The following is a 13,172-nucleotide window of genomic DNA, read 5'->3' as shown; positions in this document are numbered from 1 at the left end:
GAAATAAGAAAAAGGGGACAAAATGAGACGTAAGGCGGAGTTTTATTCATTTTTACGTAACGTTGCAAATTATTATGGCACTGATGTAGATGCATTAATTCGAGGTGAGTCGTTCGCGCTCGAAGTGCCGAAAGCAGCGGAGCTTGGCGAGAATATTCAGCAGCGATCTGAATTTTTAAAATCCATCAATCTTGATTATGTGACCGATTTGTCAGGTTACAAATTGCGTGGTGCAACAGAAAAATCAATTACCGGACGCAAAAAAGACGGACGCTATTTGGCACGTTTAGATCATACACAAGGCAAATATCAGCTAGCGGAAACTGATAGCGGAATCATTGTGCCGTGGGCAATGTTTGATAATTTTGCTCGTTTTGGCGACCGTTTGGCGGCGTTATATGCCGAATTTGTGCAGACGCAAATCGCGCTCGACCAGTTAAAAGTGGGTTGGTACGGTAAATCTGTTGCAGAAAATACCTCAGCGGAAGATATGTCGGATGTCAATAAAGGCTGGATGCAGCTTGCGCGCGAAGAGAAGCCGCAGAACGTAATGAAAGACGGTGCAACCGTCGGGAAAATTAAAATTTTCGGCGAAGGTGCAGACTTTGAAAATCTTGATCATTTAGCGGCAGAGCTAAAAAGCGGCATTGATTTGCGTCACCGTGACCGCAATGATTTAGTCTTTTTAGTCGGAGCAGATTTAGTCGGTAAAGAAGCGGAATTGATCAATAAAGCGCACGGCTTAACGCCAACCGAAAAAGCGGTGTTGGGTTCGCAAAACTTGCTCGGATCGTTTGGTGGTATGCGCGGCATTGTGCCACCGAATTTCCCGGCACGTGGTGCAGTAGTGACAACATTATCCAACTTGTCTATTTATGTGCAGGATAGCAGTGTGCGCCGTTCGTACCGCAATGACGAGGACAGAAAAGGTGTTATTGACAGCTATTACCGCAACGAAGGCTATGTGGTTGAAGATGCCGGCTTATTTACCGCAATCGAATTCGGGAACGTCAAATTACCGGGCGAAGATGACTAACTGATTGAGGTGGCTAATGGGGTTTCGTGACTATCAAAAGCGAGTTCTGGCGTTAAAGGCGTTGGAGCAGCAATCGCCGGATAAGGTGCATCAGGCAGTTAAAAACAGCAATGCAACCACGCAGGTGTTGGAGATTGCTTTAAATAATGATATTGCACGTATCCGCGAAATCTCAAGCCTGGCAGAGCGAGCGGAGTACAAGCGCAACCATTTCTTGCCGAAGTGGTTGCCGTTTGTTGATGAATATTTGCAAAAAGGAGAGCAGTATCAAAATGACGTACTTGTCTATTGTATTGTCTATCTGTTTGATGTTGGCAATATTGCTCACGCTTTACAACTTGCCGAACGAGCCATTGCCGAAAATCAGGCAATGCCGGATAGATTTAAAAGCAACTTGCCGACGTTTGTTGCTGATCAAGTGTTTAGTTGGGCGGATAACTTGGCAGCAACTTCGCAGAGCGTGGAGCCATATTTTAGCCAAACTTTTGAAAAAGTGGCGCAGACGTGGCGGTTGCACGAAATCGTGACCGCTAAATGGTACAAGTTGGCGGCATCTATTTTAATCAGGACGGAAAACGGCAAAGTTCACGCCGCCTCAATTGATGATTTAGACGTATTGGTGGTTGCCCTTTATTTTTTAATGTGTGCAAGACGTATCCATCAGAAATGCGGCGTAAATTCGTTGATTGATCGGATTGAAATGCGAATTAAAAAACTCTCACCAGGCGCCAATCCAACGGCTTTAGTGTCGCAAATTACATTTTATGACGCTATTGCAAAGTTGCGTGCGGCGCACCTTAATCGAGGTGAGCAATGCTAAACGGCAATGTAACCGAATATCAAGACGAAATAATCGAAAGCACTGGATTTTGGGGGAATATCAATATTGCAGAGTTTCAACGGCAACGTGCGATACCGATTCAAATACCTTTAGAAATGGTGCGTGCGGCGTTGGTGCAAGCAATGCAAGAAATGGAAATTGAGCTTGCAGACGTTGTAGAAAAATATCAATCAGACGGTTATGCCTATGTCGAAAACGTTGGCGGCGTGAGATTTGATGGCGATAACTTTTTACAAATACAGTACAAAAAAGCCGTATTTGCACGTGCAAAAGCGGATTTGTTACCAGAGTTTATGACGCTATCAGCAAGAGAGGTGCACGAAAATCGGGATTTAGTGCAGGAGCGCAAAACCTTGTTAACAGAAGCGGCAATGGCGGTCAGAGCAATCAAAGGCAAAAAGCGGAGCGGTGTATGGCTAATTTAATGTTATATCAACGATTACTCGGCTTTTTACAGCAACAGTTGCCGATAAGATACCGTAAAAATTTATTAGCGTGGATAGAAAGCGGCACGCTGATTGATCAGGGGAAAAACGTGACTGATGAGGGCGTAGAGATTGCGCATATCCGCTATAAAGCCACGTTCTTATTTAATGAATTGCCATTTAATCAAATCAATGTCGCCGAAATAATGGCGCACATTCAGCTTTGGCTGAATGAGAATGATGAGTTGCGTTATCAGCTGGATTTTGCCGATACCGATTTTGATGTGGATATTTATGATGATGATACCGCTGATTTGACGTTTATCGTGGAGTTTCAAGAGCCGATTACGGCAACAGCGACAAAACCGGCAAAAGATACCTTGATGATTGATGGCATAAGTTATCGCATTAATCCAATTGAGATTTATATCGCTGAAGAGGTTGAGGTGATTGATGACTGAAAAGGTGGGATTAACCGCAGAGTCAATAAAAAGCCTAAAGCGAACAGTTAAATTATTGAGCTTGCCGAAAGAGAAAAAAACAAAGCTATTAAAAATGGCGTTAAAGCAAATAAAGGATGAAGCTAAAGAGCATATCAAAAAGCAAGAAACGCCGGACGGTAAAAAATGGGCGGAACGTCGCAGCGGCAGCAACAAAAAGATGTACCGTAGGCGAGGAACATTGCTCAATATTATCAAGAATGATGGCAATGAGGCAAAGCTGGGCTATAGAGGTAAGAAAAATCAATTAATTTCAGTTGTGCAGCATTATGGACAAGAGATGACGGTTAGTGTTAATGCTCGGACGTTAGAGAAATTAAGAAGGCAGTTAGCTAGTCAGAGCGATCCTTGTTCGACAGCACAAGCCAGAAAATTGAAAAGTTTAGGTTACAAAATAAAGAACAAAAAGGGGAAGGAAGTATCCCCGTCAATAAAAAGCATTCAGGCGAGACTAACCAAAGGTCAAGCCGGTTTAATTGCAAGAATTTTAAAGAATAAAAATGAAGGCGATAAGAAAGGCACGCCGGCACGACCGGCATTAAATACCGATACGCAACACAATGCGGAAATTCTAACGGAAGTGGTTGAAAAAGTGCTGAAAATTTAGAACAACAAAAAAGGGGCAAAATATGACATTTCCATCAGCAACGATTAACACGCTTAATTTATTAAGCGGCGAAACAAAAGAGATTGAGCGGCACGCATTGTTTGTTGGCGTTGGCTCAAAAAATAAAGGTAAGTTGTTGGCAGTAACGCCGGACAGTGATTTTAATGAAATTTTTGGTGCAAGTGATACTGCACTAAAAAAACAGGTTTACACAGCGATGGTGAATGCCAACACGGATTGGTTTGCGCACGTCTATATTGCAGATGAGTCAAGCTATGACTTTGCGCAAATTGTGCGAAATGCACAGACGGTGTCTAGTTTTGAGTATGTTGTTAATACTTACACAACCGGCATTGATAAAGCAGCAATTAACGCATTACAAACGCTGTCGCGTGAATTGTTGATGACTTACAGTCGCAGAACGTTTTTTATTCAAGCGTTGGATGGTTGCAGCACTGACTCCAGCAACGGCGAAACGTGGGATCAATATGTGTCCCGTTTGACAGAGTTGCAAAAAACAGTGGTTGCTGATCACGTGATGTTAGTGCCGAATTTAATGGGTAATGATGTTGGTGCGTTGGCTGGACGACTCGCTAATTCAGCGGTAACCATTGCCGACAGCCCAGCGCGTGTACAAACAGGGGCATTAGTCAATATTGGCAACGATAAACCAAAAGATAAAGACGGTGCGGAAATTAGTATTGCACATTTAAAAGCGTTGGAGCAGGCACGTTACTCTACTTTTATGTGGTATCCGGATTATGACGGCTACTACTGGTCAGATGGTCGCACATTAGACGTGGAAGGCGGAGATTATCAAGTAATCGAATATGTGCGTATTGCGGATAAAGCAGCACGAAAAGTGCGCTTGTTGGCAATCGCGAAAATTGCGGATCGGTCGTTTAACTCAACCGCCGCAAGCACAGAATATCATAAAAATTATTTTGCAAAACCGCTCCGCGATATGAGCAAAGGCGCAGAAGTAGCAGGCAAACAATTCCCGGGCGAATGTATGCCACCGAAAGATGATGCTATCACTATCGTTTGGAAGAGCAAGGTGAAAGTTGAGATTTATATGAAAATCCGACCGTATGATTGCCCGAAAGAGATTGTGGTCAATATTTTCTTAGATTTAGAAACATTGGGGGATTAATAGATGGGTGCAAGAATTTCAGGAATGAACGTTGATTTTTTCGTGCTTGGTATTCCAGTTCACGCCGAATCAGTCAGTTTAAATATTAGCGACAGTTCAGACGTAGCACAAACGCGCGGCATTCCCGATGGCTTTGTTGATGGCGACGTTAAAGGTGAAGGCGAAATTGAGCTGGATGCGAAAAATTTTGGCAAGTTATCAGCAGCGGCAGCAGTGGCAGGATCGTATCGAGATATTCCAACGGTGGATTTGGTCTTTTTTGCCAGTCGCGGCGGTGAACGTTTAAAAGTGGAGGCGTTTGAGTGTAAGTTGTTGCCGACCGATATTTTAAATGTGGATTTTAAAGGTGGGCAAAAACATACCACAAAAGTGAAATTTTTTGTCACTAGCCCGGACTTTGTGCGTATTAACGGTATTCCGTATTTATCCGAATACGACACTCGAGATTTAATCGGGTAAACAGCTTTAGGCGACAGACCGGCATTAACAGAAGAATAATTATAAGCAGAAGAGGGTCTTGTTCGCCTAATTTTGGTTTGGGGGGGATGTATGAATAAATTTGATGGGGTTTCTTATTTGGGGTCAGCAGTGGCACTTGTGAGCGGTTTGAGCTTACACGAATGGGCAGCGGTGTTTGGGATTTTGTTTGGTTTTTGCACCTTGTTGATCACTTGGCATTATAAACAAAAAGAGTACGAATTGCGTCGCCTTGAATTGAATGTGCGACTTGCGGAAGCGGAAAGCAAAGCGGAGTCGGTTAAATGTTAAAAAAAGCGGCAGGCAGTGTCTGTTCAGTGGCGGCAGTGATTGCTATTTTGTTGCTAAATAGTGGTGATGAGTTAAGAACAAGTGCAGCCGGATTGGAATTAATCGGCAATGCAGAGGGGTGCAGAACACAACCTTATTACTGTTCCGCTAATGTGTTGACGGTTGGTATTGGCAGCAGTGAGTTAAGCGGTCAAGCGATTGAACAGCGACAATACAGCTTGCAGGAGATTGCCAACAGATGGAAGCAGGATATTAAACAGGCGGAAACGTGTGTCAATCGTTACGCAAACGGCAAAAAAATGCCACAAGGGGCGTTTGATGCGTTGGTTTCCATCACCTTTAATGTCGGTTGCAGTGCGATGCGCAAATCAACCTTGTACGAGATGGCAAACAGTGGTTACACGCCAAAAATGTGTGATCAGTTTTTAAGGTGGGTTTATGTCGGCGGCAAAAAGTCGAACGGTTTAATGCAGCGACGTGATCGGGAACGTAAATTATGTTTATCAGGCTATTAAAAAATCACGCCGCAGTGTTTGTGGTTGTGTTGCTTTACGCAGTGGTGTCTATTTGGGGTGTGGTAGACAAGCAAAAGCAAATCGCTGCGATTGAAAAACAGAAAACGGCAGAGATTGCGAAAATAAAGCAAGAACATCAACAACAAATTTTAATGTTGCAGCGACAAGCGGAAATTTATCAGCAGCAACAGCAATTATTGATAGATAAAGTCAGTGAAATGCAACAAGCAGCACAACAGCAAGAAAAGGCGATCAATGAAGCGTTGGAAAGTAATAAAAATTGGAGTGATGAGCGTGTGCCTGGCGATGTTAGTCGCTTGCTCAACAACCGAAATAAAATTAATTAAACAACCGCTACTTTGCCCGACAACGGTAGCTTGTCAGCAAATTGCGGTAAATATCACAACAAATAAAGATTTAGTAATGGCGTTACATAAATCACTGGCTCAAACCGATATTTGTGTAACGGCATATCAACAATTAAAACACTGTATAAATATACATAATAAAGGAGACAACAATGAAAACTAAAACAGCACAGCAGTTACTGGAAGAGCTTACCGGCAAAGAGCGCGTAACCGTTAATATTGGCGGTGTTGAGTTGGTATTTAATCGTGATAATGCGGCGATTGATGCCTTATTTAACGAAATCACAAAAGAAAACAAAATTACACCGGTAAAAGATTATTTATTGCAAATTGTTGATAGTGAAAGTAAAGCGGATTTATTGACAATTATTAATGTGCCGGGGCTAGCGGTGCAGCTTGTCGAAAAGCTCAACGCTATTTTTGTGCCGGAAATTGAAATCGCGGTAAAAAACTAACTGAACGAGTGAGGTCGATTGAGAAAAACGGCTATTCACAGGCGATAGCGTTAAGAATGCACTATTTGCCGCAAGCCGATAATTCAGAAATCAATCTCGCTCGGGCAGTATGGCTGAACAAGCAATTTTTTGAGAATTTATCCGATGCCGTGGCAGTCGGTATTAGTAAATGTTTTTAGTCGTGTTTATCTCGACGAAATGCGTTTCGTCGAGATGTCGTTAAGGGTAATGTTATGGCGTTGGGAATAGCCGGTCTTGAGTATATTTTAAAACTTAATGATCAGATGACTGCACCAATTAAAGGCATTATGGGGCAGATTGATGCGCTTGCAGGCAGAGGCAAGGCGGCAATGGGGAATATTGCTGCAGGCGCTGCCGGTATTGTTGCTGCCGGTTATTCGATTGCCAGTGGTTTGCAACCGGCGCTTGAAACCTCACGCGCGTTAGGTGAAGTGAAATCGCTTGGCGTGGCAGAGCAATCGTTGGAGCAACTGAAAAACAAAGCCCTTTCTTTCACCTCTTCTTTTGGTGGCGCAGCAGCAGAATTTGTGCGCTCGGCTTACGATATTCAATCCGCAATCGCCGGCTTAAACGGCGATGAGTTATCTGCATTCACCGCCGCATCTAATTTATTGGCGAAAGGTACGAAATCCACAGCGGCAACCATCACCAACTATATGGGCACGATGTACGGCATTTTTGCGGACGAAGCGGCAAAAATTGGCAAATCCGACTGGGTAGAGAAAATTGCCGGACAAACCGCGTTGGCAGTGAAAATGTTTAAGACAACGGGCGACGGTATGAGCGGTGCTTTTACCGCCGTTGGCGCAGCAGCAAAATCAGCAGGCATTGAAGCAGCGGAACAATTTGCAGTGCTTGGTGCATTGCAGGCAACAATGAGTGGTAGCGAAGCAGGTACAAAATATAAGGCTTTTTTAGCCGGTGTGGGCGGAGCACAAAAGGCGTTGGGATTAACCTTTACCGACAGCAACGGAAGAATGTTGGATATGGTCAGTATCCTTAACAAAATTAAGGGTAAGTATGGCGATGTGCTAGATGTTGCGGAAGCTGGAGAGTTAAAAAAGGCGTTCGGCAGCGATGAAGCGGTCGCCTTGATTAAATTGTTATTGCCACAAGTCCGAAACCTTACCGGCAATATTAAAGATTTACGCAATGTTAGTGGCACGGCAGATTTGCAGAAAATGGCGCAAGCGATGACTGATCCGTGGCAACGACTTAGTGCCGTTATGGTTAACATTAAAGACAGTATCGGTGGGCAGGTGCTGAAAAAGATTGAACCGCTTGCCGATAAAATTGCTGATATGGGCAAATATGCGGTCGACTGGCTGAATGCTAACAAGTATATCGCAAGACTGATCGGCTTTATTGGTATCGGTATCACAGCACTGGCAGGTGCCGGAGCGTCATTAATGCTATTGGTCGGGGCGTTTAAGTTGATGGGTGTAGGTGCGAAAGGGGCATTGTTGCCAATTACCGGTTTGCGTGGTGCAATTTCCGGCGTTGGTGCAAGCGGTGTTGGTTTGGGTAAAACGCTGATTAACGCCTTTGCTGCACCAGTGCAGCCAATCAAAACCACGCAAAAATGGGCGGATTTACTAAAAAATGCTTTTACCTCAATGTGGGGCAGCGCAGTATCCGGTTTTAACGGTTTGCGTTGGCGTTTGGCATTGTTGCCGGATCTGTTTAAATCCATTTTAGGCAATGGAATATCGCTTAAATCAATGTTTACCGGTGTTGGGTCAGGCATTAATTTACTCGCTAAACCGTTAAATATGGCGAAAGGTTTATTTTCCGGCTTATTTAGTGTGGCGTTTCGTTTGCTTAATCCGTTTACCTATTTGCGTGTGGCAGTGATGGCACTGTTTAGCCCGTTATCAATGGTGGCACTGCTTATCGGTGGTGTTGCCGTGTTGGCGTATAAATTCAAATCACAACTGGCTGCCGTTTGGGATGGTATCAAAATCGGTTTCGGTAGCATTAGCGACAGATTGCAACCATTATCCAATGCGTTTGCTATCTTTAAAACGGCTATTGGCAAGATTGCCGCAATTTTTAGCCGTATCACCGGCGGAATGCGTGCAAGCAGTGCAGAAGCTGGGCGATTTGTGCAAATTGGGATGGTGATTGGCAATGTACTTGGTACAGGGTTGGAAATTGTTGCCGGGTTTGTCGAGTTATTGGCAACGCAATTTTTAAACGTTGTTGAGATATTTGGCAATGTAGCGGATGACTTGTTGGCAATGTGGGACGGTGTGGTTGCCGGCTGGGAGGCTGGCGACGCTATGCAAATTTTTGGTGCATTGGCGCAGGGCATTACTAATATTTTTGGTGATGTTTGGAAAGGCGTTAAAAAGATGTTTTTTGACTCACTTAATTGGATTATTCGACAAGTCAATAAAGTAGGCGATTATATTGGCATTAAAATTCCGGAAATCAAAGTAGAGTCGTCGGTTCTGGAGACCAAAAACAACATTACCTCATCAAATGTAACAGCGACCAAAAACAGCAATTTACAGCTTGATGAGAGCGTTAAGCCTAATGCCAGACCGCAGATTAACACAACTACGCAAGGTTTGATTTCAACCGCGATGACGCAAAATAAAAACGTGAGCCACTCAATGGTGATCCAGAAGATGGAGATAAAATCAGATAATCCGGACAGGTGGCGACGTGAAATGCAACAACAGCAAGATAAGCAGGCTTTAGGGGCAGGATATGGCTGATAAATATTTCGACCTTTTAATCACTAATGACGATTTAACGCTGGACAGCGGTAACGTGCCGATTTTGTGCAATAACCGCATTTCAATTGCGCAGGATATTAAACACGCATTGAGAGAAAGTGGATTGGTTACCGCCTTGATTGCAGAGCGTAGCCGCATTTTACGGCGAGATATTATCTTACAAATGACATTTTTAATTGAAGAAGATGAGCGATTAGTACCGGGTACGATATTTATTACTGAAGAAAGTTTAAATCGCTTGTTTATTACCGCAGAAACATACGATTTTGGCTCGATTGAATTAGGGGTAAGTCTTGATGAATAACTTTGAGCAGATTTTAAGAGAATCGGGATTGCCGACGCAGGAAACGGAAATTAGACAACAGTTTGAACGCATTACTGCAGAAGAAAATTTAATTACCAATACCAGCAGAATGTCGCCATTTTGGCGTTTGGTGACTGCTATCGCCGTTCAGCCGGTGAAATGGCTTACTGATGAACTGATTAATAACATTTTGCCTAATTTATTTTTGCGTACTGCACAGGGCGCTTGGTTGAGAATGATGGCGTGGAGTGTGGGACTTGATTTTAAACAGGCGACAAAAGCGCAAGGCGTGATCACATTTACTAAACAAAGCGATTTAACACCAATTACGATTAAAGCCGGCACCGTGGTGCAGACCGAACGCATTAATGATGTCGTTTTTAAGCTGGTTGTCACCGAAGATACCGTTATTCCAAAAGGGCATTTATCCGGAAAAGTGCCGGTCATTGCGGAGCAAGCCGGCACAAGCTACAACTTGGCAGCCGGTTATTATCGCATTTTAGCGGAACAAATTAACGGCGTGGTTAACGTCGAAAATGGCGAAGATTGGTTAATCACGCCGGGTGCAGACAAGGAAACCGATGATGAATTAAGAATGCGTTGTCGCAATCAATTTGTTGCCAGTGGCAAGCATCATATTGACAGCGTTTATAGAGCAATGGCGGCAGAAATTGCCGGTATATCGGTTGACCGCATCTATTTTAAACACGATGCGCCACGTGGCCCGGGTACAGCAAATATGTATTTGTTGCTAGATACCGGTGTAGCAAGTCAACCGTTTATTGATAAGGTTAACAAGCATATTAGAGATGACGGTTGGCACGGGCACGGCGACGATTTAGTGTGCTATGCAATGCCGGAAACCAAACATAACATTGTTTGTCGGGTTTATTTTTATAACAACTTTAATTTATCTAATGCGCAAAAGGCGGAAACATTAAAACGCGTTGAAGATATTATCCGTTGTGCATTTCGTGAAAATAATAATTTTGAGGTAACCAAAACCTATCCTTATCGCCGGTTTAGCTGGTCATTGCTGGGTGAAGAGATCCATCAACTTTGCCCGGAAATTGGTTCGCTAATTTGGGAGCAGCAAGACATTGAAAGTGATATTAGTGTACCTAGGATCCAATCGCTGACCGTAAAAGAAGAGCGGGGGGGGGGGTAATTAATGAATATTAAATTACCGTTTTGGATGGATGGTGCTGCCGTTAGGCAAATCGCCGATCTTTTTGGCAAATGGTGGAATTTATCAATTAAAAAAATGATTGATTTACCGCTAAAGTTGCTTGATGAAGAGAATTGCAGTGAAACAATGCTTAACTTAATTGCTTATGCGAGAGATGTTGAGCGTTTCGAGAATGAGCCGTTAGCACTGTTTCGCAAGCGTGTGAAATATGCGTTTATTAATGCGCAAGATGCAGGAAGTAAAGCAGGATTTATCCGTATATTTGAACGGCTAGGTATCGGTTATGTGGAGATTGAAGAGCGTTTCGACGCAGAAAATTGGGATGTCATTAAAATTATTTTAAGTGACTCGCAAATGGCACATAACAGAGAGTTACTCAATTTAATTATTAGAAAATACGGCAGAACGTGCCGCAGATATACTTATGAAGTGATTACAAAATTACCGCTGCATTTATCGGCAAGAAGTTTTGATCACGATTATGTGTGCTATATACCAAAATAACAATAATAAGGTGAGTTATGGCGAGCAAGCTAACACAAGCATTTGAAACTTATATTAGAGATTCAGTTGTCAATCATACTCCAGTGGTTTTTGACGAGTTTATTTTTGCCAATATCTCGGGGTTGAATGATGACAATTTAGATAGTTATTTGACAATACCGCAAGCAAATCAAATAGTACATAGACAAGCAGTGTCGCAAATCGGTGCGCTGAATGAAAATGCGATTGTTTATTCTGTCACCGTTGGCACAGAAATCGGTGATTTTGACTTTAACTGGGTTGGCTTAGTTAATAAATCACAAAATTTATTAGCTTGCGGTATTTTTTCCGGCTTAACCTCAAAAGTCAAAAACAGAGAGCAGAAACAGGGCAACAGCATTACACGCAGCGTATTGCTTGAATTTCCACGTGCGCAAGAATTAGCGAATGTATCGGTTAGCGCTGAAACGTGGCAAATTGATTTTACAATGCGATTAAGCGGCATTGATGAAAAAATCCGTCTAACAAATCGGGACTTATACGGTCGAGCCGTCTTTTTTGATAATGCCTTTTTGCTGAAACGTAAAAGCGGCAATGTCTACACGCTAGATAGTGGGTACGCTTATATTGAGGGTGTGAGGGCAGAAATTAAACGGACGGCAGAAGTTACCGTGCCAACGTTACCAGCCTCGGTTTATGTTGATATTTGCCATCACGCCACAGTTACCGGTGCATATCAGACCGAAATTAAATATTTAACGCAAAGTAAAAATGATTATGTTGGATCGGATGGCTACCAGCACTATGTGCAAATTATCGCAGATATTGCGAGTAACGGCGCAATTACAGATAGGCGCTTAACAGATAACGCTCCGCCGTATATTGCGGAGAGTAAAAAATCAAGTTCGGTGTCATCAACCAGCGAAAAGACAGTAGCGACCAGTGCTGCAGCAAAAACCGCCTATGACAAGGCGGTTGAGGCACAAAGTACGGCAAACAACGCCGACAACAATGCCAACAACCGCGTCGCCAAAACAGGCGATACGGTGACCGGCACACTCTATTTAAAGCAAGGCTCAAAGAAATATAAAATTAATGATTGGTACTGGAGCGTTTTACTGGAAATAGATTCAAATTTAGACGCCCTTATTGGTAATAGTCAATGTGCAATTGGATTTAACAACAATGGTTCGCTTCACCTTGGCGGTAATGCTGTTGATGGTTGGTTGGCGTCCATCAATAAATCTGGACTTAGTGTTGCAAAAGACATCACCGAAGGTCTTACAGGCAAAAAGCTATCAGAAAGCTTGCCTATTCCTTGGTTGGTTGGCGTGCCTTTGCCTTGGATGCAATCCGCTGTACCTGCAGGCTTTTTGGCAATGCAAGGACAAGCTTTTGACAAATCCTGTTACTCAATCCTTGCACAACGCTATCCAAGTGGGCGATTGCCTGATTTGCGTGGTGAGTTTATCCGGGGTTGGGATAATGGGCGTGGGGTGGATAGTGGGCGCTCGTTACTAAGCAATCAAGGAGATGCAATCCGTAATATTACGGGGTCAATAAATAACATAACATCAGAGGGTAGTATTGGAGCAAGCGGTGCTTTTTCTTCGTCTTATTCTTCTGGTGGGCGTGCTGCTGGAGATGGTGCAGGTAGGTCTACAGCATATTTTGATGTATCTCGTGTTGTGCCAACAGCGAGCGAAAATCGCCCCCGCAATATTGCATATCAATACATTTGTTTAGCAGCTTAAGAGGTAATA

The 13,172-nt window shown here is 43.3% G+C and carries 18 protein-coding genes and 1 pseudogene; all 19 read left to right on the top strand.

Annotated features, from left to right (window positions below; genetic code table 11):
- The first annotated feature begins 22 nt into the window (after positions 1 to 22).
- The 19 genes and pseudogenes from A3EO_RS0107345 (at position 23) to A3EO_RS13910 (ending at position 13,163) form a co-directional block, all read left to right on the top strand.
- Entirely contained in the window at positions 23 to 1,036 is a 1,014-nt protein-coding gene (locus A3EO_RS0107345; RefSeq protein ID WP_018346620.1) for a phage major capsid protein, P2 family, read from the top strand.
- A gap of 16 nt (positions 1,037 to 1,052) precedes the next feature.
- Positions 1,053 to 1,856 carry a phage terminase small subunit gene (gene gpM / locus A3EO_RS0107340; protein ID WP_018346619.1) on the top strand — a complete coding sequence of 268 codons (804 nt, stop codon included), beginning with the start codon at positions 1,053 to 1,055 and terminating at the stop codon, positions 1,854 to 1,856.
- Positions 1,850 to 2,302, top strand: coding sequence for a head completion/stabilization protein (locus A3EO_RS0107335; RefSeq protein ID WP_018346618.1), 453 nt, complete (start codon positions 1,850 to 1,852; stop codon positions 2,300 to 2,302). The genes gpM and A3EO_RS0107335 overlap by 7 nt, the downstream gene beginning before the upstream one ends.
- On the top strand, positions 2,290 to 2,763 hold the full coding sequence (locus A3EO_RS0107330) for a phage tail protein (RefSeq protein WP_018346617.1): 474 nt from the start codon (positions 2,290 to 2,292) through the stop codon (positions 2,761 to 2,763). Before A3EO_RS0107335 ends, A3EO_RS0107330 begins: the two co-directional genes overlap by 13 nt.
- The gene (locus tag A3EO_RS0107325; protein ID WP_013747250.1) at positions 2,756 to 3,409 is read left to right on the top strand and encodes a phage virion morphogenesis family; all 654 of its coding nucleotides are present in this window, start codon (positions 2,756 to 2,758) and stop codon (positions 3,407 to 3,409) included. The genes A3EO_RS0107330 and A3EO_RS0107325 overlap by 8 nt, the downstream gene beginning before the upstream one ends.
- 22 nt (positions 3,410 to 3,431) lie before the next feature.
- Positions 3,432 to 4,562: a DUF2586 domain-containing protein gene (locus A3EO_RS0107320; protein WP_018346616.1), complete on the top strand. Its 1,131-nt coding sequence runs from the start codon at positions 3,432 to 3,434 to the stop codon at positions 4,560 to 4,562.
- A 3-nt stretch (positions 4,563 to 4,565) separates the two neighbouring features.
- Positions 4,566 to 5,021, top strand: a complete 456-nt coding sequence (locus A3EO_RS0107315) for a phage protein (protein ID WP_018346615.1) — start codon at positions 4,566 to 4,568, stop codon at positions 5,019 to 5,021.
- Positions 5,022 to 5,111: 90 nt separating this feature from the next.
- Positions 5,112 to 5,330 (top strand): HP1 family phage holin, encoded by a 219-nt coding sequence (locus A3EO_RS0107310; RefSeq protein ID WP_018346614.1) that lies wholly within the window; start codon positions 5,112 to 5,114, stop codon positions 5,328 to 5,330.
- Positions 5,324 to 5,845 (top strand): lysozyme, encoded by a 522-nt coding sequence (locus A3EO_RS0107305; protein WP_018346613.1) that lies wholly within the window; start codon positions 5,324 to 5,326, stop codon positions 5,843 to 5,845. Before A3EO_RS0107310 ends, A3EO_RS0107305 begins: the two co-directional genes overlap by 7 nt.
- The gene (locus A3EO_RS0107300) at positions 5,827 to 6,192 is read left to right on the top strand and encodes a hypothetical protein (protein ID WP_018346612.1); all 366 of its coding nucleotides are present in this window, start codon (positions 5,827 to 5,829) and stop codon (positions 6,190 to 6,192) included. Before A3EO_RS0107305 ends, A3EO_RS0107300 begins: the two co-directional genes overlap by 19 nt.
- Positions 6,134 to 6,376: an Rz1-like lysis system protein LysC gene (lysC, locus tag A3EO_RS0107295; protein WP_233432269.1), complete on the top strand. Its 243-nt coding sequence runs from the start codon at positions 6,134 to 6,136 to the stop codon at positions 6,374 to 6,376. The genes A3EO_RS0107300 and lysC overlap by 59 nt, the downstream gene beginning before the upstream one ends.
- The gene (locus A3EO_RS0107290) at positions 6,366 to 6,668 is read left to right on the top strand and encodes a putative phage tail assembly chaperone (protein ID WP_018346610.1); all 303 of its coding nucleotides are present in this window, start codon (positions 6,366 to 6,368) and stop codon (positions 6,666 to 6,668) included. Before lysC ends, A3EO_RS0107290 begins: the two co-directional genes overlap by 11 nt.
- An 8-nt stretch (positions 6,669 to 6,676) precedes the next feature.
- Complete coding sequence (locus A3EO_RS13355) at positions 6,677 to 6,847, top strand: DUF6890 family protein (RefSeq protein WP_018346609.1); 171 nt, start codon at positions 6,677 to 6,679, stop codon at positions 6,845 to 6,847.
- A gap of 54 nt (positions 6,848 to 6,901) precedes the next feature.
- Complete coding sequence (locus A3EO_RS0107280) at positions 6,902 to 9,412, top strand: phage tail tape measure protein (protein ID WP_018346608.1); 2,511 nt, start codon at positions 6,902 to 6,904, stop codon at positions 9,410 to 9,412.
- Positions 9,405 to 9,737, top strand: coding sequence for a DUF2590 family protein (locus A3EO_RS0107275; RefSeq protein ID WP_018346607.1), 333 nt, complete (start codon positions 9,405 to 9,407; stop codon positions 9,735 to 9,737). The genes A3EO_RS0107280 and A3EO_RS0107275 overlap by 8 nt, the downstream gene beginning before the upstream one ends.
- Entirely contained in the window at positions 9,730 to 10,905 is a 1,176-nt protein-coding gene (locus tag A3EO_RS0107270) for a baseplate J/gp47 family protein (protein ID WP_018346606.1), read from the top strand. Before A3EO_RS0107275 ends, A3EO_RS0107270 begins: the two co-directional genes overlap by 8 nt.
- 3 nt (positions 10,906 to 10,908) lie before the next feature.
- A complete protein-coding gene (locus tag A3EO_RS0107265; RefSeq protein WP_018346605.1) occupies positions 10,909 to 11,430 on the top strand; it encodes a phage tail protein in 522 nt (173 codons plus the stop codon).
- A gap of 17 nt (positions 11,431 to 11,447) precedes the next feature.
- Positions 11,448 to 12,407, top strand: a pseudogene (locus A3EO_RS13915) (phage tail-collar fiber domain-containing protein); the annotation flags it as partial.
- Between the two features lie 348 nt (positions 12,408 to 12,755).
- Complete coding sequence (locus A3EO_RS13910; protein ID WP_169333126.1) at positions 12,756 to 13,163, top strand: phage tail protein; 408 nt, start codon at positions 12,756 to 12,758, stop codon at positions 13,161 to 13,163.
- Positions 13,164 to 13,172 lie beyond the last annotated feature (9 nt).

Origin of the sequence: Gallibacterium anatis DSM 16844 = F 149 (assembly GCF_000379785.1) — a bacterium.
In the GTDB taxonomy this organism is placed as follows: domain Bacteria; phylum Pseudomonadota; class Gammaproteobacteria; order Enterobacterales; family Pasteurellaceae; genus Gallibacterium; species Gallibacterium anatis.
The sequence above is the reverse complement of the archived record's forward strand: the minus strand, read 5'-3'. Positions and strand labels throughout refer to the sequence as shown.

What these genes read in the sequence shown, in the direction of transcription:
- A3EO_RS0107345 (WP_018346620.1), top strand. Translation starts at nt 23, where the DNA reads ATGAGACGTAAGGCGGAGTTTTATTCATTTTTACGTAACGTTGCAAAT.
- gpM (WP_018346619.1), top strand. Translation starts at nt 1,053, where the DNA reads ATGGGGTTTCGTGACTATCAAAAGCGAGTTCTGGCGTTAAAGGCGTTG.
- A3EO_RS0107335 (WP_018346618.1), top strand. Translation starts at nt 1,850, where the DNA reads ATGCTAAACGGCAATGTAACCGAATATCAAGACGAAATAATCGAAAGC.
- A3EO_RS0107330 (WP_018346617.1), top strand. Translation starts at nt 2,290, where the DNA reads ATGGCTAATTTAATGTTATATCAACGATTACTCGGCTTTTTACAGCAA.
- A3EO_RS0107325 (WP_013747250.1), top strand. Translation starts at nt 2,756, where the DNA reads ATGACTGAAAAGGTGGGATTAACCGCAGAGTCAATAAAAAGCCTAAAG.
- A3EO_RS0107320 (WP_018346616.1), top strand. Translation starts at nt 3,432, where the DNA reads ATGACATTTCCATCAGCAACGATTAACACGCTTAATTTATTAAGCGGC.
- A3EO_RS0107315 (WP_018346615.1), top strand. Translation starts at nt 4,566, where the DNA reads ATGGGTGCAAGAATTTCAGGAATGAACGTTGATTTTTTCGTGCTTGGT.
- A3EO_RS0107310 (WP_018346614.1), top strand. Translation starts at nt 5,112, where the DNA reads ATGAATAAATTTGATGGGGTTTCTTATTTGGGGTCAGCAGTGGCACTT.
- A3EO_RS0107305 (WP_018346613.1), top strand. Translation starts at nt 5,324, where the DNA reads ATGTTAAAAAAAGCGGCAGGCAGTGTCTGTTCAGTGGCGGCAGTGATT.
- A3EO_RS0107300 (WP_018346612.1), top strand. Translation starts at nt 5,827, where the DNA reads ATGTTTATCAGGCTATTAAAAAATCACGCCGCAGTGTTTGTGGTTGTG.
- lysC (WP_233432269.1), top strand. Translation starts at nt 6,134, where the DNA reads ATGAGCGTGTGCCTGGCGATGTTAGTCGCTTGCTCAACAACCGAAATA.
- A3EO_RS0107290 (WP_018346610.1), top strand. Translation starts at nt 6,366, where the DNA reads ATGAAAACTAAAACAGCACAGCAGTTACTGGAAGAGCTTACCGGCAAA.
- A3EO_RS0107280 (WP_018346608.1), top strand. Translation starts at nt 6,902, where the DNA reads ATGGCGTTGGGAATAGCCGGTCTTGAGTATATTTTAAAACTTAATGAT.
- A3EO_RS0107275 (WP_018346607.1), top strand. Translation starts at nt 9,405, where the DNA reads ATGGCTGATAAATATTTCGACCTTTTAATCACTAATGACGATTTAACG.
- A3EO_RS0107270 (WP_018346606.1), top strand. Translation starts at nt 9,730, where the DNA reads ATGAATAACTTTGAGCAGATTTTAAGAGAATCGGGATTGCCGACGCAG.
- A3EO_RS0107265 (WP_018346605.1), top strand. Translation starts at nt 10,909, where the DNA reads ATGAATATTAAATTACCGTTTTGGATGGATGGTGCTGCCGTTAGGCAA.
- A3EO_RS13910 (WP_169333126.1), top strand. Translation starts at nt 12,756, where the DNA reads ATGCAATCCGCTGTACCTGCAGGCTTTTTGGCAATGCAAGGACAAGCT.